Raw genomic sequence first — 23,544 nt, forward strand, 5'->3', positions numbered from 1 at the left:
CCCCGGGCTCAGGCGAGCCGGTGGCGGCCGGTCTTGCCCGGCAGCCGCAGGCCGCCCTCGAACGGGATCGACTCGCGCGGCTCCTGCTGCCCGGCGCGCGCCCGCCGGGCGGAGACGACGCGCGTGGCGAGCAGCGCCGACAGCAGCAGCGCCGCGGTGAGGGCCGTCCCCAGGGTGTCGTAGGACCGGTGGGCCCGCGCGGACGCCCCCGCCGGGCCGCCGTGCAGTTCGGGCAGCCGGGGGAGCTTCTGTCCGGGCCACAGGAGGGGGATCACGCCCTCCTTGTCGGGATTCACCTTGGACGGGTGGGCCGTCTCCGGCGCGTCGTCGCGCGCCGCGACGAGACGCGGCCGGTACGGCTCGGCCGGAAGGGTGCCCTCGGGCGTCATGGACGCCTTCGGCCGTGCCGTCTTCTTGCCGGCCGGCCGCGCCTTTCGCGTGCTCTGCGCGCCCTCGGTCCCCTCGTGGTCATCGCGGGACGCGCAGCCCTCGCCCGCGACCAGCGGCAGGCAGGTGTCCTGTACGGTACGCGTCAGGCCGTCGGTGAGCTTCTGGACACCGGGAGCGGGGCTGTGCCCGCCCGCGTCGCCGCCCGTCACCGCTTCCGTCGCCGTCCGCGTCGCTTCGGTGGCCGCGCCGACCGCGGTGTCCGCCGCTTCGCTCACCTTGCCGGCCGCCCCGGATGCGGCGCCGGTCGCGGCGGGCGCGGCCCCGGATGCCGCGCCCGCCGCGGTGTCCGCCGCCCCGCTGAGCGTCCGTCCGGCCTTGTCGACCGTCTTGCCGACGTCGTGCACCGCCGTGCCCGCGGCTCCGGTGGTCGTCTTCAGGGTGTTGTCCACGACCTTGGTCACGGGTTCCGTCACTCCGCCGGTGGCCTTGTCCGCGACGTCGGTCACGCCGTCCGCCAGGCGGCCCACGCCGTCCACGAGGGAGCAGACGCCGCCGGTGATGCCCGAGACCAGCCCGCCGCCTCCCGTGCAGTCGAGCGCCTGTGCCGGGGATGCGGCGAGAGGGAGTCCTCCTGCCAGGGTGATCGCGAGAGCCCCGGCGGAGATCGCGGAGGCCTTGCCTACGATCCCCATGTGTCCCCTTCCGCAGTGCTCTGGTCCATCCCCCGACATACCCGCCACTCTTCGCCAGAGCGCGGGGTTATGCAGTAGAAAGTTGCAGTTCGGTATCGATGTGTGATACGTGAGGACGATTCTCGTTCGCCCCCGGTCCCGGCGCGGGGATCAGGGGTCGGAGACGTCGTCCAGAGCTTCGCGTATCTCCCACGGCAGCGTCAGCTTCTCGGCCTGCAACACGCCGAGGAGCTGCGCGTGAGTGCGCGCGCCGACGATCGCCGACGACACGCCCGGGCGGTCGCGCACCCAGGCGAGTGCCACGGCGAGCGGCGACACGCCGAGTCCCTCGGCCGCCGTGCTCACCGACTCCACGATGCTGCGGCACCGTTCGTCCAGGTACGGCTGGACGAATTCGGCGAAGTGCGGGGTGGCGGCGCGGGAGTCCGCGGGGATGCCGGTGCGGTACTTGCCGGTCAGCACGCCGCGTCCCAGCGGCGACCAGGCGAGGACCCCGGCGCCCACGTGCCCGGCGGCGGGCAGCAGCTCCTCCTCGGCGTCCCTGGACAGCAGGGAGTACTCCACCTGCGCCGCGACGATCGGCGCCCGCGCGTCGCCGCACCGCTGCCACGTGGCGGCGGCCGCGAGCTGCCAGCCCGTGTAGTTGCACACGCCCGCGTAGGCCGTACGCCCGGTGGAGACGGCGAAGTCGACCGCGGCGAGGGTCTCCTCCAGCGGCACGCGGGGGTCGAACGCGTGGAGCTGCCACAGGTCGACCTCGTCGAGCCCGAGCCGGGCCAGGGAGGCGTCGAGCGCGCGGATGAGGTGGCGGCGGGAGGCGTCGCGCTCACCGCCGGGGGCGAGCACGGCCTTGGTGGCGATGACCAGCTCCGAGCGTGGCACCACGTCGCGGATGAGCCGTCCGATCAGGCGCTCCGCGTCGCCCCCGCCGTACACGTCGGCGGTGTCGATCAGCGTGCCGCCCGCTTCGGTGAACGCGGTCAGCTGTGCGGTCGCCTCCTCCGCGGAGGTGTCGCGGGCCCAGGTCATCGTGCCGAGACCGATCCTGGACACCGACAGGCCGCTGCGCCCGACTAATCGCTGGTCCATTGTGCCGACAGACTAGCCGATAGGCTGTCCGCACCATGGACGTACTACAGGCGATCGTGCTCGGGCTCGTGCAGGGTCTCACCGAGTTCCTGCCCATCTCCAGCTCGGCCCACCTGCTGATCGTGCCCAAGCTGGCCGGATGGGACGACCCCGGTGCCGCGTTCAGCGCGGTGATCCAGCTCGGCACCATGCTCGCGGTGCTCATCTACTTCTGGCGCGACATCGTTCGCATCTTCTGGACCTGGCTGCGCAGCCTGTGGACGCCGGAGCTGCGCGGGGACCTCGACGCGCGGATGGGCTGGTACATCGGGCTCGGCACGATCCCGATCGGCGTCGCCGGCCTGCTGTTCAAGGACGCGGTCGAGGGCCCGGCCCGCAACCTGTGGCTGAACGCCGCCATGCTCATCGTCTTCGGCCTGCTGCTGCTCGCCGCCGAGCAACTGGGCCGCAAGAAGAAGGAGGTCGCCGACCTCACCATGCGCGACGGCCTGATCATCGGTGTCTGGCAGATGGCGCCGCTGATCCCCGGCGCCTCCCGCTCGGGCTCGACGATGACCGGCGCGATGTTCCTGGGCTACACGCGCGAGGCCGCCGCCCGCTACTCGTTCCTGCTGTCGATCCCCGCCGTGGTGCTGTCCGGGCTGTTCGAGCTGCGCGACGTCGGAGAGGGCGGCGGGCCGCCGGTCGTGCCGACCCTGATCGCGACCGTCGTGTCGTTCGTGGTGGGCTACGCCGCGATCGCCTGGCTGCTGCGGTACGTGGCGCGCCACTCGACCCTCGTCTTCGTCGTCTACCGCGTCTTCGCCGGAACGTTCCTCCTCACGCTGCTGGCCCTCGGGGTGGTGCAATCATGACGACCGTCCTGCTCGTACGGCACGGGCTCACCGCGATGACCGGCCCGGTGCTGGCCGGCTGGACCCCGGGCGTCCATCTGGACGAGCGTGGCAGGGAGCAGGCACGGGCGGTGGCCGAACGGCTGGCGCCCCTGGAGCTGGACGCCATCGTGTCCAGCCCGCTGGAGCGGTGCCGGGAGACCGCCGCCGCCATCGCCGAGGGGCGCGCGCTCACGGTCGAGACCGACGACAGGTTCGGCGAGTGCGGCTACGGCGACTGGACGGGCAGGCCGTTGAAGGAGCTCGCCGAGGAGCCGCTGTGGCGGGTCGTGCAGGCCCATCCCAGTGCGGCGGTGTTCCCCGGCGGCGAGGCCCTGGCGGAGGTGCAGAGCCGGGCCGTGCGGGCGGTACGCGACTGGAACGAGCGGCTCGGCGAGAAGGCCACCTACCTGGTGTGCAGCCACGGGGACGTGATCAAGGCGATCGTGGCCGACGCGCTGGGCCTGCACCTGGACCAGTTCCAGCGGATCACCGCCGATCCCACGTCCGTCACGGTGATCCGCTACACCCCCCTTCGCCCCTTCCTGCTCAGGGCGAACGACGTGGGCGGGGGAGTGGCCAACCTGGTTCCTCCGCCGGAGGTGTCGGGGGACGGCGACGGGGGAGAAAACAGCACCGGAAGCGACGCCGCCGTCGGCGGCGGACCCGGGACCACATAAGGTCGGGCTATGCCGGTCTTCGACTACGATCCGCCTGACAGGTTCGTGGCCGGTGCCGTGGGGCAACCGGGCGCACGAGCCTTTTTCCTGCAGGCCCGAGGCCAGGGCAGGATCACCACGGTGGCGCTTGAGAAGTTTCAGGTCGCCGTGCTGGCCGACCGCCTCGACGAGCTGCTCGACGAGGTGCTGCGGCGCAGCGGCGGGCGCGCGCCGGTCCCTGCCATGGCCCCCACGGAGCTGGCCGACGAGGGCCCGCTCGAACTGCCGATCGACGAGGACTTCCGGGTGGGGACGATGGCGCTCGCCTGGGATCCCGAGACCGCGCAGGTGATCATAGAGGCGCAGGAGGCGACCGAGGGCGACGAGGAGGACGAGCCGCCGCTGGACGACCGGCCCGAGCCGGCCGTCCTCAGGGTGCGGATCAGCGCCGCCGCCGCCCGCGCGTTCAGCCGCCGCGCGCTGGAGGTGGTCGCCGCGGGCCGCCCGCCGTGCCCGTTGTGCGGCCGGCCCCTCGACCCCGAGGGCCACATCTGCGTACGGCTCAACGGCCACCACCCCGGGAGACTGTCGGCATGAGCGGGTGGAAGCGCGGCCTCGCGCCGTGCGGGCGGGGAAGCGGATGACGGCCGAGGGCGAGGCGAGTATCAGCGACGTGGACGGGCCGGGGCTGGACGACGCGGCGGCCATGCGCCTGCTGCGGGAGGGCACCTTAGAAGTGGCCGGACGACTCGTCGAGGCCACGAACATGACTCTCTACTGCTCGATCGGCAACGGCGAGCACGCGGCGGCGTGCGTGTACAAGCCGGTGCGCGGGGAGCGTCCGCTGTGGGACTTCCCGGACGGAACGCTGGCGGCCCGGGAGGTGGCCGCCTACGAGGTGGCGGCCGCGACCGGATGGCGCATCGTGCCGCCGACCGTCTACCGGGACGGGCCCTTCGGCCCGGGGATGGTGCAGCTGTGGATCGACGCCGATCCCGAGACCGACCTGATGGCCCTGATGCGCAGCCGCAACCCCGCCCTGCGCCGCATGGCCGTGTTCGACGCGGTGGTGAACAACGCCGACCGCAAGGGCGGTCACCTGCTGCCGCTGCCCGACGGGCACGTGTACGGGGTCGACCACGGGGTGTGTTTCGCGGTGGAGGACAAGCTCCGCACCGTGTTGTGGCAGTGGCGCGGCAAGACGCTCCCGCGCGAGGCGGTCAACGTGCTGGTGCGGCTGGAGCGCGAGATCGAGCGGGGGCGCCTCGGCAGGCGCCTGCGCGAGCTGCTTACCCAGGCCGAGGTGGAGGCCACGTGGGAGCGGGTCAAGAGGCTGCTGACCACGGGGGTCCACCCGCACCCCTCCGAAGACTGGCCGGCGATCCCCTGGCCTCCGATTTGATCACCGCAGGCAGGCTTGCGCAAAACGCGTGGATTGTGCACTCTGCAGGGGTCTCTACCGTTATTGGAGGGAACACGCGTTGTGTACGGTCATCGTGAGCGTCGAGCCGGAGGCCGCCACGCCGGTGCTCCTCGCGGGAGTGCGTGACGAGTTCGTCACGCGGCCCTGGATGTCGCCGGATCGTCACTGGCCCGCGTATCCAGGGCTGATCGGAGGCCGCGACCTGGAGGCGGGCGGCACCTGGCTGGCCGCCGACCCCGCCGGGCGGCGCGTGGCCGCGCTGCTGAACGGCGAGGGCGCCGCGGCCCCGGCCGGACGCCGCCACTCGCGCGGTGAGCTGCCGCTCCTCGCCGCCGCCGCGGGGGAGCTGCCGCCGCTCGACCTGTCCTGGTACGACCCCTTCCATCTTGTTCTCGGCGGGCTCGACGGCGTACGGCTGTGGAGCTGGGACGGTGAGACCCTGTCCGAGGAGAAGCTGCCCGAGGGCGTGCACGGGATCGTGAACAGCGGCTGGGACCGGAGCGAGGGCCGGCCGCGCACCGCCTGGTTCGTGCCCCGCTTCGCCAGGGCCGTCCGGCCCGGGTGGACCACGGGCGGCTCGTCCGAGCGGTTCTGGGGGGAGTGGCTCGACCCCGCGTCGGGCGCGGGAATGCCATTGGACGATCCCCGCGCACTGGTCATGCGCCGGCGGCTGCCGGACGGGCGGGTCTTCGCCAGTCTGTCGGTGACGCTGGTCGCCCTCGCGGAGGAGGGGCTGCGCTACGACTTCTGCCCGCAGCCGGACGACACCGCCACCTGGCACGAGATCGACGTCTCGTGGAGCAGACCGGCTGAACCGGTCCGCCGCGCTCGCGGATAGGCTTCACACCATGCGATCGTGGTCTGCTCCGAATGTCCCCGAACTACCTGGTTTGGGCATTCCGCTCCGCTTGTACGACACCGCCGCCCGTGAGGTGCGGGGGACGGCGCCCGCCGGTGAGGCCCGGCTGTACGTCTGCGGTATCACGCCGTACGACGCCACCCACCTCGGGCACGCGAACACCTATCTCGCCTTCGACCTGGTCAACCGGGTGTGGCGGGACAACGGCCACGACGTGCACTACACCCAGAACGCCACCGACGTGGACGACCCCCTGCTGGAGCGGGCCGCGGCCACCGGGACCGACTGGCGCTCGCTGGGCGAGCGCGAGATCGAGCTGTTCCGGTCCGACATGGAGGCGCTGCGCATCCTGCCGCCCCGCGAGTACGTCGGAGTCACCGAGACCGTCGGGGAGATCGCCGACCTGATCGCCCGGCTGGCCGAGCGGGGCGCCACGTACGAGATCGACGGTGACGTCTACTTCTCGGTCGCCGCCGCGCCCAAGTTCGGCGCGGTCTCGGGCTACTCCGAGGAGACCATGCTGGAGCTGTTCGCCGAGCGCGGGGGAGACCCCGGCAGGGAGGGCAAGCGCCACCCGCTCGACTGGCTGCTGTGGCGGGCCGAGCGGCCGGGAGAGCCGTCCTGGGACTCGCCGTTCGGGCGCGGCAGGCCCGGCTGGCACGTGGAGTGCACCGCCATCGCCCTGCGCAACCTGGGCAGCGGCTTCGACGTCGCGGGCGGCGGCTCCGACCTGATCTTCCCGCACCACGAGATGGGCGCCTGCGAGGGCCACGTGGCCACGGGCGAGTGGCCGTTCGCGCGGGCCTACGTCCACGCGGGGATGGTCGGCCTCGACGGCGAGAAGATGTCGAAGTCCCGGGGCAACCTCGTGTTCGTCTCCAAACTGCGGAAGACGGCCGATCCCATGGCCGTACGGCTGTCCCTGCTGCCGCACCACTACCGCACCGACTGGGAGTGGACGCCGGATCAGCTCGCCGCCGCCGAGGACAGGCTGGCGCGATGGCGGGCGGCGGTGACGCGTCCGGCCGGCCCCGCGGGCGGCCCGGTGCTGGCGGCGGTGCGCGAGCGTCTCGCCGACGATCTCGACGCCGCGGGCGCGCTCACGGTGATCGACGCCTGGGCGGCGGCGGAGGGAGACGACGCCTCCTCCCCGGCGCTGGTGCGCGACGTCGCCGACGCGCTCCTCGGCATCGCCCTCTGATCCGCGCTTCGTGACGCTCTCCCGGCCACGTGGCGTCCTCGGGCCGCCCCCGGGGCCCGGACCTCGGGGGCGGTGACCGCGCCGGACGCGTGCTAAGGCGCGGAGACCAGGTCGCCGGCGGCGTCCGCCCGGTCGACGAAGAGCCCGGCGGCGAGGTCCCCGGCGACGAGGGCGGAGCCGGCGAAGTTCGCGTCGACCGTGCGGCGCTCCGCTGCGCTGGGGTTGGCGTTGGTGCAGCTCACCGGGGCGCTGTGACCGGACATCAGGTCGGTGCACAGGCCGGTGCGCCGGTCGGGCAGGCCGAGGATGTGGCCGATCTCATGGGCGGCGATGCGCAGGGGGTAATAGCCCTCGGCGGTCGCCTCCCGGCCCATCCAGATCGTGCCACGGCCCAGCCTGCTGACGCTCGTACGGGGCCAGCCGTCGTCGGCGAGCACCACGAAGTCGGCGGGCGTGCCCGCCACGAGCCGGACGTTGGCGACGGCGGCGTTCCAGACCTGTGCGGCCTGGTCCACCACCGTGCGGAACTCGGCGGCCCGGCTCGCGTCATACCGCAGCACGCGCACGGCGCTCGCCGCCGCGCCGCTCGCCGCCGGTTCGCCCGCCGGTGTGGCCGCCCGGGCCGGCGACGCCGTGAACAGCACGGCCAGTCCCAGGAGCAGGGCCGAGACGGCCCGGAGGAACCTTGGGTTGTGCATCGGGGTCTCCTCAGTCGGGGGATGACCACCGCGAGGCGCGCCGGGAGAATCGGCGGCGCGGGCACGCAGATGATCGGTGGAGTCTCGGGTGGGGCACCCGCCACGGTACGTTCGGCGGGCTCGGCGGGGGGACAGGCCAGTTTTCCCCTACCGCCGTGTTATGGGGGCACGGGACGCGCTTCGCTAACCGAGCGGCACCCGGGGGGCCAGCCAGGGGAACACGACGTACCACAGGGCGGCCGCCGCGACGCCGGTCAGCAGTAGCACGACGGCCAGCCGGAGCGCGGTGCCGCCGGGCAGACGCCGCCAGAGGTATCTGTACACGCCGGATCTCCCTCGGTCAGCTCTGGCGTTCCTCGCGGCGGACGAGCACGCCCTGGACGATCAGGCGCTGCGCCGCGGAGAACTCGGGGTGGCAGGTGGTCATGGTGATGAGCGCGGCCGTGGGCCGCCGTCCGGGGTGGCCGGGGACGGGAGCGACGACGTCGATCTCGCCGGGATCCACGACCTCCTTGCGGGTGACCTCGTAGGTGTAGCGGGCGTCCCGTGCGTCCACCACGATGTCGTCGCCGCGCCGCAGCTCGTCGATCCGGTTGAACGGCGCGGCGTACGTGGTCCGGTGCCCGGAGAGCACGAAGTTGCCCAGCTGGCCGGGCAGCGCCGTGCCGGGATAGTGGCCGGGGCCTTTGCGTAGTTCCTCCGGGCCGACGCCTTCGACGACGGCGAACCGGTAGCCGGCGCCCAGCCGGGGGATGCGCAGCAGCGCCAGGGCGTCGCCGAGCCTGATCCCGTCCGGGCTCGCGCGCACCCTGTCCCTGGTGAAGACCTCGTCGAGCCGCTGCTGCAGCACGCGCTGCTCCCGCTCGGTCTGGGCTCCGGTGCCCCAGAGCAGGTACGCGTAGAACAGCAGCAGGACCAGCCCCGCGGGCAGGCACAGCTCGCCGACGACCCGTACGGCCGTTCTCGCGGCCCCGTCGTTTTCTCCGCGCACGGACCGAGTATCGCCGCCGGGTGCGGCCCGGCCCCGTCCATATGAAGGCCACATGGGGGCCATTGGTGAATTCTTTGGCACTCCGCCCCCAGGGTGGCGAACACGGCGGCGCCCGTTCCCCGTGGCGCGTACGGTCCTCCCGGCCTGCCCTTTCGCCCGGCCGGCGAGGTTGTGGTCAATGAAGCGAAAACCTGGACGATCCTTCGGTAAGCACCGTGTGCCGAAATGAGGTGGCTCCGCGCCGGGCGCATACAACAGTCGGGCAGCGAAATGTCGCTGGCAATCCGGGCAAATGCTCTATTGATTGAGCGACCGTTATCGGGAGTCCAAAGTGGCGCGAAAAAATACTGTACCTGTTCTTCTGGCGGTGACGGTCGCGGGCGGCCTGACACTCGGCACCCACGGGATCGCCAACGCGCAAACCCGCTCGCCGGAGCCGAGGGCCGCCACTCAGCCGGAGCAGTACTCGCCCCAGCTTGACAATCCTCAGGCGTCGGAGAACGCGAACGAGGGCGGCGCGGTCCAGGGCGAGAAGAACGCGAATTCGACGGATCCGAACGCGGAAGACCCGGCCGCGGACGCGGTCCCGATGGCGGCGGACACCGAGAGCGACGCGGTCACGGATGCCGTTCCGGTGACGGAGGACGCCGAGGCCGACGCGGTCACGGACGCCGTTCCGGTCGCCGCGGACGCCGACCGCGACTGTGCCGACGGAGAGAAGGCCGCGGCGGACACCGCGGGCGCCAAGGCGGCCGAGAGCGAGCCGGCGCCGGTCGCGGCGGACGCGCAGAACATTCAGAACACCCAGGACGCGACGGACGTCAAGCCGGTCAGTGCTCTCGCGCCGGCCGCGCAGAACACCCAGAACACCCAGGACGCGACGGACGTCAAGCCGGTCAGTGCTCTCGCGCCGGCCGCCGCCGGCGCGCAGGAGCCCGCGGCCGCCGACACACTGGCCCTGGCGGGTGACAACGGCCCGGCGGGAGACGACGGCCTGCCGGCGGACGGCACGTTCGCCGGCGACCGCGTATCGGGCGAGGACGACTCGGAGGACGCCGAGGACGCCGATGCGGACGACGCGGACGACGACGCGGACCACGACGGTGTGCGACAGGCCCGGAACGACACCGAGCCGGTCGTGGAAAGCGAGCCGGTGGTGGAGCGTGAGCCGGTCGTGGAGACCGAGCCCGTCGCCGTGACCCAACAGGCCGCGGAGCCGGAGGCGGTGGAGAACGGCAACTGCCCGAACGGCAACTGCAACAACAACAACTGGGTTCAGCCGAGGAACTGGTCATGGAGCAACTGGCCCCAGACCTACACCTACAACGACACCCAGAACAACAACGGCAACAACCAGGCGCAGCCCGTCGTGGCGCCCGCCGCCGGCACGGGTGACAACGGCGGGGTCGCTCCCGTGCAGAACGCCATGCAGCAGGCCGACGCCTCTCCCGTGGCGGCCCTCGCGCCCGAGAAGCAGGCGGACGAGGCTTCCACGGAGGAGGAGCCCGAAGAGAGCCTCGAAGAGGATCACGAGGACGAGCCGGAGATGTCGGAGTCCGAGGAGGCTCCCGGGGAGGAGCAGGCTCCCCCGATGATGGGCGGTGCGCCTGAAGGCCCTGGCGGCCCCGGTGGCGCGCAGCTCCCGTTCACCGGCGCCCCCGCGGGCGTGGGCGCGGCGGGCGCGGGTCTGCTGGCACTCGCCCTCGGATGCGGCCTGCTGCCGTGGCGGCGCCGCCGGTCCACCGGCACGGAGTAGACCGGCGCCGGTGCGACGGGCGCGCCGGCCGAGAGTCGAACACCGAACGTCTGCACGAACGGTCACGGGCGGCACCTCAGGGGGCCGCCCGTTCCGTTTCCGTCAGCCGCGCCTCGTGAGGTCGTGCGGGCCCACCGCGGGGCCGTGCTCGTACGGCAGGTCGCCGACGAGCGCGGTTCCCTCATACGGGCCGGCGGGCAGCGCGAGCCGCGGCGGCGGGGCCTCGGCGCGCGCGGGCACCCGCTCGCCGAGCCGGCGGGCGACGTCGTCCCGCAGTTGGGGCAGGTACGCGTAGAGGCGGTCGCCGGGGCAGGCCGTCCGGTTGAGGTCACGATGGCCGATGACGGCCTCGTGCGGGTCGAGGTCGTACACGTCGCACAGCCAGGCCAGCAGCGCGGTCAGCGCGGACAGCTGGCGGGCGGGAGGCAGGCCGGCGGTGTACGTCCCCTCGGTCTCGATGCCCAGCGTGTGATTGTTGTGGTCGGCCGCCTGCGCGCCCATCACGTGCTTGCCCGACTCGACGGCCGGCAGCGAGCGGTTGCGGCCCTCCATCACATAGCCGCCCCTGCTGACGGTGAACTGCTCGCCGATGTCCTCCCAGCCGTTGTGCTTCATGTGGTAGCGCTGGATCGTCCGCGACAGCCGGAATGCCGCCTCGAGGTCGGTGGGGCCCGTGTTCGCCGTCGCCGTGTGGTGGACGACGAGCCGGTCGGGCGCACGGTCGAGCACCTCGGCCTTGCTTCTGGGTGGATCGGCCTTCCAGTCCGACCGGGTGTACACGCGCGGCCGCCGTGGACGGCCACCGGCCCAGGCGGGCGTGGCCGTCGCGATGATCCCGCTCTGCGCGGTCAGGATCGCGGCGGGCAGGCATACCGGCCAGAGGAGTCCCGTCGAAAGAAACGCGCGGCGTGAGATCGCTGGCATCCGTCCTCCCCGAGTGCGTGCGGGCCCTCGGGGGCCCTCATACGGCGGGAGGCGGCATCGATATCCCCTTTCCCCGTCGCGGATATTCCTGCCGACGCAAAACCGGTCGCATGTCAACCGAAATGTCCGTGCCATTCCTCCGGCGGAATTCACACAGGCCGGTCATCGAATAGCACTACCGTGATCGCGGTAATTATCCGAAATACCCGCGTACGGGCCGGGGCCGGTGTGCTGACCTTGCGTGACGGCGCCGCTCGGGCACAGGTCGCGCGATGTCACGCGGGCGAAACGCGGGCCGCGCGAAGGGCGCGCCCGTGTTAACCCGACGTTGCATCCGTTATGCCTGTGGATTGCATGTTTCGCGGGTGCGGCACATGTAACGGCCGCACGGTCACGCATGGTCAATGTGCGTAACGCGCTCTTCCTAGCTTCTGTTATCGGCCCCAGCTGACAAGGACCCAGGAGGAGCGATGACGGCGACGCAGGCGGCGCGCACGGCCCCGGAAGAACCCCGGAAGGGCCGCTGGATCGGCGACTGGAGACCGGACGACCCCGTCTTCTGGGAGCGCACCGGCAAGAAGACGGCACGGCGGAACCTGGCGTTCTCGATCCTGGCCGAGCACCTGGGCTTCACTCTGTGGACCGTGTGGAGCATCGTCTCCGTCAAGCTCGGCGCCTACAAGTTCTCCACCGACCAGCTCTTCTGGATCGTGTCGCTGCCCAACCTGGTGGGGTCCGCGCTGCGCATCCCCTACACCTTCGCGCCCGCCCGGTTCGGCGGCCGGAACTGGACGGTCGTCAGCGCGATGCTGCTGCTGGTCCCCGCCGTCCTGCTCGCGGTGGCCGTGAACGACCCGGGCACGCCCTACTGGGCCTTCCTGGCGATCGCGGCGACGGCCGGGCTCGGCGGCGGCAACTTCGCCTCCAGCATGGCCAACATCACCCACTTCTATCCGCAGAGCAGGCAGGGCGCCGCCCTCGGCCTGAACGCCGCCGGCGGCAACATCGGCGTCAGCTCCGTGCAGCTGCTGATGCCGCTGGTCATCGGCGCCTTCGGCCTGGCCGCCGCCGGGCTGTTCTGGGTGCCGTTCGTCCTGGCCGCCGCTGTCGGCGCCTACTTCTTCATGGACAACCTCACCTCGGCGAGGGCCGAGCCGAGGGAGATGGCGAGGGCGGCCGGCCGGGCCCAGACCTGGATCATGTCGGTGCTCTACATCGGCACGTTCGGCTCGTTCATCGGCTACTCGACGGCCTTCCCGCTGCTGATCAAGTCGCAGTTCCCCGAGCACGCCGGACTGATCTCCCTCGCGTTCCTCGGCCCGCTGGCCGGGTCGCTCATCCGCCCGGCCGGCGGCTGGCTGGCGGACCGCCTCGGCGGCGCCTCGGTGACGTTCTGGAACTTCGCCGCGATGATCGCCTCGGTCCTGCTCGTCTGGCAGGCCATGTCCGCCCACAGCATCGTGCTGTTCTTCGCCGCCTTCATGCTGCTGATCGGCACCGCGGGCGTGGGCAACGGCTCGACGTACCGGATGATCCCGGCCATCTTCCGGGCCAAGGCGGTCGCCGGCGTCGAGCCCGGCACCCCCGCGTACGAGGAGGCGCTGGCGACCGGCAAGCGCGACGCCTCGGCGGCCATCGGGTTCATCTCCGCGATCGGCGCGTTCGGCGGGTTCTTCATCAACCGCGGGTTCGGCAGCTCCATCTCGGCCACCGGCGGCGCGGGGGCGGCGCTGGCGGCCTTCGCCGCCTTCTACGCGATCTGCTTCGCGCTCACCTGGTTCTGCTACATGCGGACTTTCGGCGCGAAGGCCGCACCGAGCCTGGCGGCGGCCCGAATCTGAGACGCGGCCGCTCGCGGGCGCCCGCACGGCACCCGCCTCTGCCGGGCTCGCGCCTCACAGACGGCGTCAGCACAAGTCAGCTTTCGAGACGACGGGGTCTCTCACACGCCGCGCTCGCCGAAGTTAGGGCGGTTGGCGCCTTGTAGCACAGCGGTAACAGAAGGGACCCAGCGGTGAAACCGCCTGTCAGCACCATCGGAGACATGCCGATCTCACCACACGCTCCCGGCCCTGTGATGTCACAGGCCGCCGCGGGCGCTGCCGTGGGCGCCGCCGTGGGTTCGGCCACCCACTGCCCGTACTGCGCGCTCCAGTGCGGCATGTACGTGACGAAGGGTGAGATCACTCCGCGGGAGGACATCCCGGCCAACGCCGGCGGCCTGTGCCAGAAGGGCTGGACGGCGGCCGAACTGCTGACCTCGCCCGAACGCCTCACCACCCCGCTGCTGCACGGCAGCCCGGTGAGCTGGGACGAGGCGCTCGACTACGTCGCCGCCCGGATCGAGGCCATCAGGACCGAGCACGGGTCGGACGCCGTGGCGGTGTTCGGCGGCGGCGGGCTGACCAACGAGAAGGCCTACCAGCTCGGCAAGTTCGCCAGGGTGGCGCTGCGGACCAGCCAGATCGACTACAACGGCAGGTTCTGCATGTCCTCGGCGGCGGCCGCGGTCAACCGGGCCTTCGGCATGGACCGGGGGCTGCCGTTCCCCGTCACCGACATCGCCCGCGCCGACGCGGTCCTGCTGGCCGGGGGCAACGTCGCCGAGACCATGCCCCCCTTCGTCCGGCACCTGACCGCGATGCGGTCCGGGGGCGGCAGGCTCGTCGTGATCGACCCGCGCGGCACCCAGACCGCCAAGCTGGCCGACCTGCACCTGCAGGTCACCCCGGGCGCCGACCTCGCGCTGGCGCTCGGCCTGCTGCACATCGCGATCGCCGACGGGTACGCCGACCTGGACTACCTCGCCGCCCGCACGACCGGCTTCGAACAGGTGCGGACGTCGGTGTCGGCCTGGTGGCCGGAGCGGGTGGAGCGCGTCACCGGCGTCCCGGTCGCGCGGATGCGCGAGGCCGTACGCATCCTCGGCGAGGCGAAGCGGGCGATCGTCCTGACCGGCCGGGGCGCCGAGCAGCACGCCAAGGGCACCGACACGGTCACCGCGTTCGTCAACCTGGCGCTCACCCTCGGGCTGCCCGGCCGTGAGGGCTCCGGTTACGGCTGCGTGACCGGGCAGGGCAACGGCCAGGGCGGCAGGGAGCACGGCCAGAAGGCCGACCAGCTCCCCGGCTACCGCAAGATCGACGACCCGGCGGCGCGGGCGCACGTCGCGGCCGTCTGGGGGATCGACCCGGCGGGTCTGCCCGGTCCCGGCCGGTCCGCGTACGAACTGCTGGACGCGCTCGGCACGCCGGAGGGACCGAGGGCGCTGCTGCTGTTCGGCTCCAACCCCGTCGTGTCCGCGCCGCGCGCCGGGCACGTCGCCCGGCGGCTGGACGCGCTCGACCTGCTCGTGGTCGCCGACTTCGTGCTGTCGGAGACCGCGGCCATGGCCGACGTCGTGCTTCCCACGACCCAGTGGGCCGAGGAGTCGGGCACGATGACCAACCTGGAGGGCAGGGTCCTGCTGCGCCGCCAGGCCGCCGCGCCGCCCCCGGGCGTGCTCGGCGACCTGGAGATCCTGCGGGGCCTCGCCGAGCGGCTCGGGTGCGGCGAGAAGTTCCCCGCCGACCCGCGCACGGTCTTCGACGAGCTGCGCCGGGCCTCCGCCGGAGGCGTCGCCGACTACTCCGGCATCACCTACGAGCGGATCGCGGCCGAGACCGGGGTGTTCTGGCCGTGCCCCGACACCGGAGAGGATCCGCACCCAGGAACGCCGCGGCCGTTCCTGGACCGCTTCGCCACCCCGGACGGCCGGGCCCGCCTCGTGCCGGTGGACCACCGCCCGCCCGCCGAGGACGTGGACGAGGAGTTCCCGCTCTACCTGACGTCCGGGCGGGTGCTCGCCCACTACCAGTCGGGGGCGCAGACGCGGCGGATCCGCCCGCTCACGCAGGCGTCGCCCGAGGTGTTCGTGGAACTGCACCCGGACCTCGCCGAGCGGCTCGGCGTCGCCCCCGGCGACCGCGTCCGCGTGCGCAGCCGCCGGGGCGCCGCCGAGGGCGTCGCCCGCGTGAACGCCTCGATCCGGCCGGACACGCTGTTCATGCCGTTCCACTGGGAGGGCGTCAACCTGCTCACCAACCCGGCGCTCGACCCGATGTCGCGGATGCCGGAGTTCAAGGTCTGCGCCGCCGCGATCGAGCGGTGCGCCGAAGGGGAGCGTGTCGCGTGAGGCTCGTCGTGGTGGGGAACGGGATGGCGGGTGCGCGCCTGGTGAGCGAGGTCCGCGCCAGGGACAAGGACGTGAAGATCACGGTGTTCGGCGCCGAAGCCTGGCAGCCGTACAACCGGGTCCTGCTGTCGAACGTGGTGGCCGGCACGTCGAGCCCGGACCAGGTCCGGCTCCTCGACCCCCGCTGGTACGCCGAGCACGACGTGACCGCCCGCCTCGGGGTCGCGGTCACCGCGATCGACCGGGACTGCCGGACCGTGGTCGCCGCCGACGGCACGCGCGAGCCGTACGACGTGCTCGTGATCGCCACGGGCAGTGAGGCGGTCGTCCCGCCGATCCCCGGGGTGGAGCGGGCGACGGCGTTCCGCACGCTGGACGACTGCGACCGGATCAGGGGGGCCGCCGCGAGCGCGCGCAGCGCCGTCGTGATCGGCGGCGGGCTGCTCGGCATCGAGGCGGCGCGGGGCCTGGCCGGGCGGGGCGTCCCGGTGACGTTGCTGCACCTGGCCGGGCACCTGATGGAGCGCCAGCTCGACGCGGAGGCCGGGCTCATCCTCCGCGAGACGCTCGGCGCGCTCGGCGTCGCCGTCCGCACGGGCGTCACGGTGAGCGCGATCCGCGAGCGGCACGTGGAACTGGCCGACGGCGAGCTGATCGAGGCCGGCCTGGTCGTGCTCGCCTGCGGCGTGCGACCCGTCGTCGGGCTCGCCCGCGACGCTGGGCTGGAGGTGGAGCGCGGCATCGTCGTCGACGACGAGCTGCGCACCGACGACCCGTCGATCTTCGCGATCGGGGAGTGCGCCCAGCACGCCGGCCGCGTCTACGGACTGGTCGCCCCCGGCTGGGAGCAGGCGTCGGTCGTGGCCGACCTCGTCACCGGCGCCGACAAGAACGCGCGATACCGCGGCTCGCGGCTGGTCACCCGGCTGAAGGCCAAGAGCGTGGAGCTCGCCGCCATGGGAGAGACCCAGCTGGGCGAGGACGAGGCGGAGATCGTCCGCTTCTCCCACCGGCACAGGGGCACCTACCGCAAGCTCGTCATCCGCGACGGCCGGCTGATCGGCGCGATCCTGCTGGGCGAGACCTCCGCCGTGGGCACGCTCACCCAGCTGTTCGACCGGGGCGGGCCCCTGCCCGGCGACCGGACCGGGCTGTTGTTCCCGGACCTCGGGCCCGTCGGCGCGGCCGTGGCCGGCAACCCCACCCGGATGCCGGACTCGGCCCGGGTCTGCCAGTGCAACAACGTGACGAAAGGCCAGATCAGGGCGTGCTGGGAGTCCGGCGCGCGGGACGTGGAGGCCGTGGCCGCCGCGACGAGGGCCACCACCGGTTGCGGGAGCTGCCGCGACGCGGTCGAGGGCATCGTCGGCTGGTTGTGTGAGCAGGAAGGCGTGAGCGCATGAAGGACCGTAAGCGGATGAGACTCGTCGTTGTAGGACACGGCCCGACGGCACACCGCCTGATCGAGACGCTCGCGGGCCGGGGCTTCGACGGGACGGTCACCGTGTTCGGGGAGGAGCCCCGCCCGGCCTACGACCGGGTGGCGCTGACCTCCTATCTCAGCGGCAAGAGCGTCGAGGACCTCACCTATCCGGTGCCGGACGGCGTCACGCTCAGGACCGGCGTCCGCGTCACCGCGATCGACCGCGCGAACCGCACCGTCACCACCGACGCCGGCGACAGCGAGCCGTACGACGTGCTGGTGCTGGCCACCGGGTCGGCGCCGTTCGTGCCGCCGGTGCCGGGCCGGGACCTGCCGGGCTGCTTCGTGTACCGGACCATCGACGATCTGGACGCCATCAGGGAGGCCTCGCGGGACGCCCGCGCGGGTGTCGTCATCGGCGGCGGACTGCTCGGCCTGGAGGCGGCCGACGCCCTGCGCGGGCTCGGCCTCGCCACGCACGTCATCGAGATGAGCGGATGGCTGATGCCGCGCCAGGTGGACGAGGGCGGCGGCTCGGTGCTGCGCGGGCACATCGAGGGGCTCGGGCTGACGATTCACACGGGCGCGGGCGTGCGGTCGATCGAGGCCGGCCAGGACGGCCGGGTCACGTCGCTCGTGAAGCCCGACGGCGAGGCGATCGACGCGCAGGTCGTGGTCTTCTCCGCCGGTATCCGGCCGCGTGACGAGCTCGCCCGCGCCTGCGGCCTGGAGGTCGGCGAACGCGGCGGCATCGTCGTCGACGCGGGCATGCGCACCTCCGACGAGCACATCTACGCGATCGGCGAGTGCGCCCTGGCCGCGGGCATGGTCTACGGCCTCGTCGGGCCCTGCAACACCCAGGCGGAGGTGGCCGCCGAACGGATCCTGGACGGGACGGCCGCCTTCACCGGCGCCGACATGTCCACCAAGCTCAAGTTGCTGGGCGTGGAGGTGGCCCAGTTCGGGGCCATGTCGGGCGCGCTCGACGTCACCTACATGGACCCCGTCGGCGGCGTCTACAAGCGGCTGTTCATCAGCGACGACGCCACGACCCTGCTCGGCGGCATCTGCGTCGGCGACGCCGCGCCGTACAACGCGCTGCGGCCGTTCGTCGGCAAGCCGCTGCCCGGCGCGCCGAGCGACCTGCTGTTCGCCGGCGCGGGCAAGGCGTCGGTCGACCTGCCCGACGACGCGCAGGTCTGCTCCTGCAACAACGTCACCAAGGGCAGGATCTGCGAGGCGATCGCCGACAAGGGCCTGACCGACGTGCAGGGGATCAAGGACTGCACCCGGGCCGGCACCACCTGCGGAAGCTGCGTGCCGATGCTGAAGCAGATCCTGGTGAAGTCGGGCGTCGACGTCGGCAAGGCGCTGTGCGAGCACTTCCCGCACAGCAGGGCCGAGCTGTTCGACATCGTCAACGTCCGGGGGATCACGACGTTCTCCCAGCTCATCGCCGAGCACGGGACCGGCCGCGGCTGTGACATCTGCAAGCCCGCGGTCGCCTCGATCCTCGCCTCCCTCGGCCGCGGCCACATCCTCGACGGCGAGCAGGCCGCGCTGCAGGACACCAACGACCAGTTCCTGGCCAACATCCAGAAGAACGGCACCTACTCGGTCGTCCCGCGCATCCCGGGCGGCGAGATCACCCCGGACAAGCTGATCGTGATCGGCGAGGTGGCCCGAGACTTCGGGCTCTACACGAAGATCACCGGGGCGCAGCGCATCGACCTGCTCGGGGCCCGGGTCGAGCAGCTGCCCGCCATCTGGCGCCGCCTCGTCGACGCCGGCTTCGAGTCCGGCCACGCGTACGGCAAGGCGCTGCGGACGGTGAAGTCCTGCGTCGGGTCCACCTGGTGCCGCTACGGCGTGCAGGACTCGGTGGGCATGGCCATCGCCCTGGAGCTCCGCTACCGGGGGCTGCGCTCGCCGCACAAGCTGAAGTCCGCCGTCTCCGGCTGCGCCAGGGAGTGCGCCGAGGCCCGGTCGAAGGACTTCGGCATCATCGCGACCGAGCAGGGCTGGAACCTCTACGTGGGCGGCAACGGCGGCTTCACGCCCCGCCACGCCGACCTGCTCGCGTCCGACCTGTCCACCGACGACCTGGTCAGGACCATCGACAGGTTCCTGATGTTCTACATCCGCACCGCCGACCGGCTCCAGCGCACCGCCGCCTGGCTGGAGAACCTGGACGGCGGGCTCGACTACCTCCGTGAAGTCATCATGGAGGACTCGCTCGGCATCTGCGCCGAACTCGACGCGCAGATGGAGCGGCACGTGTCCACGTACGCAGACGAGTGGCGCGCCGCCATCGAGGACCCCGACAAGCTGCGCCGCTTCGTCAGCTTTGTGAACGCGCCGGGCGTTCCCGACCCCTCGATCTCCTTCGAGACCGAGCGCGACCAGATCAAGCCGGTGTTGATTCCCTTGGAGGTGACCCGCAGATGACCGTCCTCGACATGACGGCGACCCGTGCCGGCCAGTGGATTCCGATCTGCTCCTACACCGACCTGCTGCCCGAGCGGGGCGCGGCGGTGCTCGTCGGCGACCGGCAGGTGGCGGTCTTCCGCGCCTTCGACGGCGCCCTCTACGCCCTGGGCAACCTCGACCCGTTCAGCGGGGCGCAGGTGATGTCCCGGGGCATCGTCGGCACGCGGGGCGGCGAGCCGACCGTCGCCTCGCCCATGCACAAGCAGGTGTTCTCTCTGGTCACCGGCGTGTGCGTGGACGATCCCCGCGTCGCCGTGCCGACCTATCCCATCCGTATGACGGACGGAACCGTGGAGGTGAGCGTGGCATGACCACGCTGCTGGAGGAGGTCCCGATGACCCTTGAGACCGCGCCCGACGCGCTGGCCGGGTTCACGATAGGGGTGACGGCGACCCGCCGCAGCGAAGAGCTCTCCGCGCTCCTGGAGCGGCGCGGCGCCCGGGTCGTGCGGGCGCCCGCGATCCGCATCGTGCCGCTCGCGGAGGACACCGGGCTGCTCGCGGCGACCCGGGCCTGCCTGGAGGCGCCCGTCGACGATGTGGTCATCACCACCGGTGTGGGGTTTCGCGGGTGGATGGCGGCGGCGGAGGGCTGGGGCCTGTCCGCCGCGCTGAACGCCCACCTGGGCGGCGCGCGACTGCTCGCCCGCGGCCCCAAGGCGCGCGGGGCCGTGCGCGCGGCGGGCCTGGTGGACGCCTGGACGCCGGCCACCGAGTCGTGCGAGGAGGTCAAGGAGTACCTGCTCGCGCAGGACCTGCACGGCCGTCGCATCGCCGTGCAACTGCACGGCGAGCCGCTGGACGGTTTCGTCGCGTCGTTGCGGGAGGCGGGCGCCGAGGTGATCGAGGTGCCGGTCTACCGGTGGCTGCCCTACCGCGACACCTCGCCGCTGCGCCGCCTGATCAGCCAGACGATCACCGGCTCGGTGGACGCGGTGGCCTTCACCAGCGCCCCCGCCGTGCTGGCCATGCTGGGCGCCGCCCGCGCCGACGGGCTGGAGGACGCGCTGCTCGCCGCGTTCGACACCCGCGTCGTGGCGGCCTGCGTGGGCCCGGTCACCGCCGGGCCCCTGACCCAGCGCGACGTGCGGGTCGTCCAGCCCGACCGGGCCCGCCTCGGCGCGCTCGCCCGGACCCTCGCCCGCCACCTGCCGGAAAACGGCGTCACCCGGCTCGTCGCGGGCGGGCACGAGCTGGAGATCCGCGGTCACGCCGTGGTGGTCGACGGCGAGCTCAAGCCGCTGCCGCCCGCCCCGATGGCCGTGCTCAAGCGGCTCGCCGAGCGCCCCGGGCACGTCGTGAACCGGGCCGACCTGCGGGTCGTGCTGCCCGGCGGCCCGTCCCGCGACTCGGCCGAGCACGCGGTCGAGATGGCCATCACCCGCCTGCGCCGGGCGCTCGGTCCCTCCGGCATCGTCGAGACCGTGGTCAAGCGCGGCTACCGCCTGGCCTGCGGCCGGGACGAGAGATGACCCCCACTTTGGTGATGGCGGCGCACGGGGCACGCAGCGGCCACTGGGAGTCCGTGATGGAGGCTCTCACGGATCGCGTGCGCCGCGCGCGGCCGGGCGCACCGGTGGAGCTCGGGTTCCTGGAGATCAGCGCGCCGCTGCTCGCCGGCGTGCTGGCGGAGACACCCGGACCGGTCGTGGTGGTCCCCATGCTGCTGGCCGGGGGATATCACGTGCACATCGACCTGCCGGCGGTCGTCGCCCGCACCCGGCCGGACGCGGTGGTCGCCGGGCAGCTCGGGCCGCACCGGCTGCTGACCTCGGTGCTGACGCGCCGCCTGGCCGCGGCGGGCCTGCGGCCGTGCGACGCCGTGATCCTCGGAGCGGCCGGCTCGTCCGACCCCGCCGCGCTGGACGACGTCCGCGCCGCCGCCCGGCTGCTGTCCGTACGGCTCTCGCGTCCCGTCACCGCCGCCTTCTCCTCGGCCGGGACGCCCACGGTCGCCGAGGCGCTGGAACGCGCCAGGGCCGGCCTCACCCCCCGGGCGGCCGTCGCCTCCTACCTGCTCGCGCCCGGCTTCTTCCACGACAGGCTGGTGAGCAGCGGCGCGGACCTGGTCAGCGCGCCCCTCGGCGTGGACGACGACCTGGCCGCCCTCGTCTGGGCCCGCTTCGACGAGGCACTCGCCCGGCACTCCGTGTCCCGCGATCCCGTGCCCGCCGCCACGTCCGTCCCGCCGGGGATCGCCCGCGCCCGGTGGTGACCCCGCCGCGGCCGGCAGCGCCGGTCCTGCGACGTCTGCTGCCGGAGGTCACGCGCTCGTCGCGCTCCGCTGCCACCGGAGGCCGGCGGTCTCGCGGAGGCGTGAGTGAGCCGGCCGCGGGCCGTGACTGTGCCGATCCTCCGCGTCGAGGCGCTCGCGGGCGTAGAGCCTCAGGAGGTCGTGGAAGCGGTAGCGCGTGCCGGTCGTGCTGAGCAGCCCCGCGTCCGCCAGCTCCTCCAGGGCCGCGAGCGCATCGGGGACGGCCACTCCGGCGGCGGCCGCGGCGGACTCGGCGCCGAAGTCGGGTCCCGGGATCAGCGCGGCGTGGCGGAAGACGGCGGCGGCTCCGGGACCGAGCCGCCGGTAGGAGACGTCGAAGGCGGAGCGCACCTCCAGATCGCCGGCGGTCAGCGCGGTCAGCCGGTGCCGGTGGTCGCCGAGCCAGCCGGTCAGGTGCCCGACCCGCCAGCCCGGACGGCCGGCGAGGCGGTCGCCGGCGATGCGCAGCGCGAGCGGCAGGTGCCCGCACAGCTCGGCCAGCCTGCGAGCCTGCGCCGGCTCGCGCTCGACGCGCTCGTGCCCCACGATGCCGCCGAGCAGCCGCACGCTGTCGCCGGGCGCGAGGACGTCCAGCGCGATCCGAGCGGCGCCGTCCAGCCCGGTCAGCGGCCGCCGGCCGGTCACCAGCGCCAGGCAGTGCGGCCCGGCGGGCAGCAGGGGGCGCACCTGCCCCTCGTGGGCGGCGTCGTCGAGCACCACGAGGAGCCGCAGGCCCCGCGTGAGGGTGCGGAACAATCCCGCCCGCTCGGCCGTCGCCGGCGGGATCCGCTCCTCCGGAGTGCCCAGTGAACGGAGGAAGGCGCCGAGCGCCTCGGCGGGATCGAGGGGCTCGGCGGCCGTGCCCCCGAGCTCGGCGAACAGCTGCCCGTCGGGGAAGGCGGCGCGCACGCGGTCCCCGGCGTACACCGCGAGGCTCGTTTTGCCGACACCGGGCGGGCCGTGGAACGTCAGGACCGGCGCGCCGCGACGGTCCCCGGCGGCGACGCGGGAGGCGTGCTCACGGACATACGCGGCCTGCGCCTCCCGGCCCACGAGGTCGCCCAGCGGAACCGGCAGCTCGGCCGGGGCACCCGGAGCCCCACCGGACGGTTCCGGACGGGCCGGCCCTGGGGGCGCTGAGGGCGGTGAGGGTACTGGGGACATCGGGGGCAGCGGGGACATCGGGGGCTCCGGGGACCCCGAGGGTGAGCAGGGCGCGGGGGCCGGGCGGCCCGCCCGCGCGGCGGCCAGCAGGCGGTGCCGGTCCTCCGGGACGAGGCCGAGCGCGTCGGCCAGCGCGGAGGCCGTCCGCCGTTGTGGCACGCGCACACGCCCCCGCTCCAGCTCCCGGATGGCCCGCACGCTCAGCCCGGACGCCTCCGCCAGTTCCTCCTGGGTGAGCCTGCCGGCCCGTCTGAGCGCCAGCAGCACCCCGCCGAATCCGTCCCGCCGTTCACCGTCCACCGGCACCCCTCCGCCGTTGTGTGGTCCCCCGGCGTCGTGTGGGTGCCGGGCGTCGCTTTCTCCGTTCGCGCTGCCGGCGGGATTTTTCCCGCCCTTTCCGTGGGCCATTGTATTCACCCGGCAGAACGGCGGTCCGGGGGGGTGTGGAAATGCCGGTCTTTCCGCCGGAAATCCGGCCGGTGGTTC

General features: G+C 73.1%; 21 protein-coding genes. 14 read left to right on the top strand and 7 right to left on the bottom strand.

From position 1 onward, the window contains the following. Positions 1 to 8 precede the first annotated feature (8 nt). Positions 9 to 1,082, bottom strand: coding sequence for a hypothetical protein (locus tag AB0O28_RS17665; protein ID WP_363641261.1), 1,074 nt, complete (start codon positions 1,080 to 1,082; stop codon positions 9 to 11). A 150-nt stretch (positions 1,083 to 1,232) separates the two neighbouring features. After that, positions 1,233 to 2,171 (bottom strand): aldo/keto reductase, encoded by a 939-nt coding sequence (locus AB0O28_RS17670; RefSeq protein ID WP_363641263.1) that lies wholly within the window; start codon positions 2,169 to 2,171, stop codon positions 1,233 to 1,235. A gap of 35 nt (positions 2,172 to 2,206) precedes the next feature. Here AB0O28_RS17670 and AB0O28_RS17675 point away from each other — a divergent pair, with 35 nt between their 5' ends. The 6 genes from AB0O28_RS17675 (at position 2,207) to mshC (ending at position 7,185) form a co-directional block, all read left to right on the top strand. Next, complete coding sequence (locus AB0O28_RS17675) at positions 2,207 to 3,025, top strand: undecaprenyl-diphosphate phosphatase (RefSeq protein WP_363641265.1); 819 nt, start codon at positions 2,207 to 2,209, stop codon at positions 3,023 to 3,025. Beyond that, positions 3,022 to 3,723 (top strand): histidine phosphatase family protein, encoded by a 702-nt coding sequence (locus tag AB0O28_RS17680; RefSeq protein ID WP_363641267.1) that lies wholly within the window; start codon positions 3,022 to 3,024, stop codon positions 3,721 to 3,723. The genes AB0O28_RS17675 and AB0O28_RS17680 overlap by 4 nt, the downstream gene beginning before the upstream one ends. A gap of 9 nt (positions 3,724 to 3,732) precedes the next feature. Continuing rightward, a complete protein-coding gene (locus AB0O28_RS17685) occupies positions 3,733 to 4,299 on the top strand; it encodes a DUF3090 domain-containing protein (protein WP_363641269.1) in 567 nt (188 codons plus the stop codon). 43 nt (positions 4,300 to 4,342) lie between these two features. Continuing rightward, positions 4,343 to 5,104 (top strand): SCO1664 family protein, encoded by a 762-nt coding sequence (locus AB0O28_RS17690; RefSeq protein WP_363641271.1) that lies wholly within the window; start codon positions 4,343 to 4,345, stop codon positions 5,102 to 5,104. 94 nt (positions 5,105 to 5,198) lie between these two features. Continuing rightward, on the top strand, positions 5,199 to 5,963 hold the full coding sequence (locus tag AB0O28_RS17695) for an NRDE family protein (RefSeq protein ID WP_363641273.1): 765 nt from the start codon (positions 5,199 to 5,201) through the stop codon (positions 5,961 to 5,963). Positions 5,964 to 5,973: 10 nt separating this feature from the next. Next, complete coding sequence (gene mshC, locus AB0O28_RS17700; RefSeq protein WP_363641275.1) at positions 5,974 to 7,185, top strand: cysteine--1-D-myo-inosityl 2-amino-2-deoxy-alpha-D-glucopyranoside ligase; 1,212 nt, start codon at positions 5,974 to 5,976, stop codon at positions 7,183 to 7,185. A gap of 92 nt (positions 7,186 to 7,277) precedes the next feature. On the opposite strand, the gene AB0O28_RS17705 is transcribed toward mshC, so the two are convergent. From AB0O28_RS17705 to AB0O28_RS17715, 3 genes are all read right to left on the bottom strand, one after another. Then, a complete protein-coding gene (locus AB0O28_RS17705) occupies positions 7,278 to 7,883 on the bottom strand; it encodes a snapalysin family zinc-dependent metalloprotease (protein ID WP_363641277.1) in 606 nt (201 codons plus the stop codon). Between the two features lie 183 nt (positions 7,884 to 8,066). Then, positions 8,067 to 8,207 carry a hypothetical protein gene (locus AB0O28_RS17710; protein WP_363641279.1) on the bottom strand — a complete coding sequence of 47 codons (141 nt, stop codon included), beginning with the start codon at positions 8,205 to 8,207 and terminating at the stop codon, positions 8,067 to 8,069. Positions 8,208 to 8,223: 16 nt separating this feature from the next. Further along, positions 8,224 to 8,874 (bottom strand): class E sortase, encoded by a 651-nt coding sequence (locus AB0O28_RS17715; protein ID WP_363641281.1) that lies wholly within the window; start codon positions 8,872 to 8,874, stop codon positions 8,224 to 8,226. Between the two features lie 367 nt (positions 8,875 to 9,241). Here AB0O28_RS17715 and AB0O28_RS17720 point away from each other — a divergent pair, with 367 nt between their 5' ends. Then, the gene (locus AB0O28_RS17720; protein ID WP_363641283.1) at positions 9,242 to 10,630 is read left to right on the top strand and encodes a hypothetical protein; all 1,389 of its coding nucleotides are present in this window, start codon (positions 9,242 to 9,244) and stop codon (positions 10,628 to 10,630) included. A 102-nt stretch (positions 10,631 to 10,732) separates the two neighbouring features. Here the strand turns inward: AB0O28_RS17720 and AB0O28_RS17725 are convergent, their stop codons facing one another. Next, entirely contained in the window at positions 10,733 to 11,554 is an 822-nt protein-coding gene (locus tag AB0O28_RS17725) for a peptidoglycan recognition family protein (RefSeq protein WP_363641285.1), read from the bottom strand. Positions 11,555 to 12,024: 470 nt separating this feature from the next. Here AB0O28_RS17725 and AB0O28_RS17730 point away from each other — a divergent pair, with 470 nt between their 5' ends. From AB0O28_RS17730 to AB0O28_RS17760, 7 genes are all read left to right on the top strand, one after another. Beyond that, positions 12,025 to 13,395 carry an MFS transporter gene (locus AB0O28_RS17730; RefSeq protein ID WP_363641287.1) on the top strand — a complete coding sequence of 457 codons (1,371 nt, stop codon included), beginning with the start codon at positions 12,025 to 12,027 and terminating at the stop codon, positions 13,393 to 13,395. Positions 13,396 to 13,631: 236 nt separating this feature from the next. Beyond that, positions 13,632 to 15,728 carry a molybdopterin oxidoreductase family protein gene (locus AB0O28_RS17735; RefSeq protein WP_363641438.1) on the top strand — a complete coding sequence of 699 codons (2,097 nt, stop codon included), beginning with the start codon at positions 13,632 to 13,634 and terminating at the stop codon, positions 15,726 to 15,728. Then, positions 15,725 to 17,131 (top strand): FAD-dependent oxidoreductase, encoded by a 1,407-nt coding sequence (locus AB0O28_RS17740; protein WP_363641289.1) that lies wholly within the window; start codon positions 15,725 to 15,727, stop codon positions 17,129 to 17,131. Before AB0O28_RS17735 ends, AB0O28_RS17740 begins: the two co-directional genes overlap by 4 nt. A gap of 14 nt (positions 17,132 to 17,145) precedes the next feature. Beyond that, complete coding sequence (gene nirB, locus AB0O28_RS17745; protein ID WP_363641291.1) at positions 17,146 to 19,599, top strand: nitrite reductase large subunit NirB; 2,454 nt, start codon at positions 17,146 to 17,148, stop codon at positions 19,597 to 19,599. Next, positions 19,596 to 19,952, top strand: a complete 357-nt coding sequence (gene nirD / locus AB0O28_RS17750; protein ID WP_363641293.1) for a nitrite reductase small subunit NirD — start codon at positions 19,596 to 19,598, stop codon at positions 19,950 to 19,952. Before nirB ends, nirD begins: the two co-directional genes overlap by 4 nt. Next, complete coding sequence (locus AB0O28_RS17755) at positions 19,949 to 21,112, top strand: uroporphyrinogen-III synthase (RefSeq protein WP_363641295.1); 1,164 nt, start codon at positions 19,949 to 19,951, stop codon at positions 21,110 to 21,112. The genes nirD and AB0O28_RS17755 overlap by 4 nt, the downstream gene beginning before the upstream one ends. Further along, positions 21,109 to 21,855, top strand: a complete 747-nt coding sequence (locus tag AB0O28_RS17760; protein WP_363641297.1) for a sirohydrochlorin chelatase — start codon at positions 21,109 to 21,111, stop codon at positions 21,853 to 21,855. Before AB0O28_RS17755 ends, AB0O28_RS17760 begins: the two co-directional genes overlap by 4 nt. A 48-nt stretch (positions 21,856 to 21,903) precedes the next feature. Here the strand turns inward: AB0O28_RS17760 and AB0O28_RS17765 are convergent, their stop codons facing one another. Further along, a complete protein-coding gene (locus AB0O28_RS17765; RefSeq protein WP_363641299.1) occupies positions 21,904 to 23,358 on the bottom strand; it encodes a helix-turn-helix domain-containing protein in 1,455 nt (484 codons plus the stop codon). Positions 23,359 to 23,544: the final 186 nt, after the last annotated feature.

Source organism: Microbispora sp. NPDC088329, from assembly GCF_040685655.1.
Taxonomy (GTDB): domain Bacteria; phylum Actinomycetota; class Actinomycetes; order Streptosporangiales; family Streptosporangiaceae; genus Microbispora.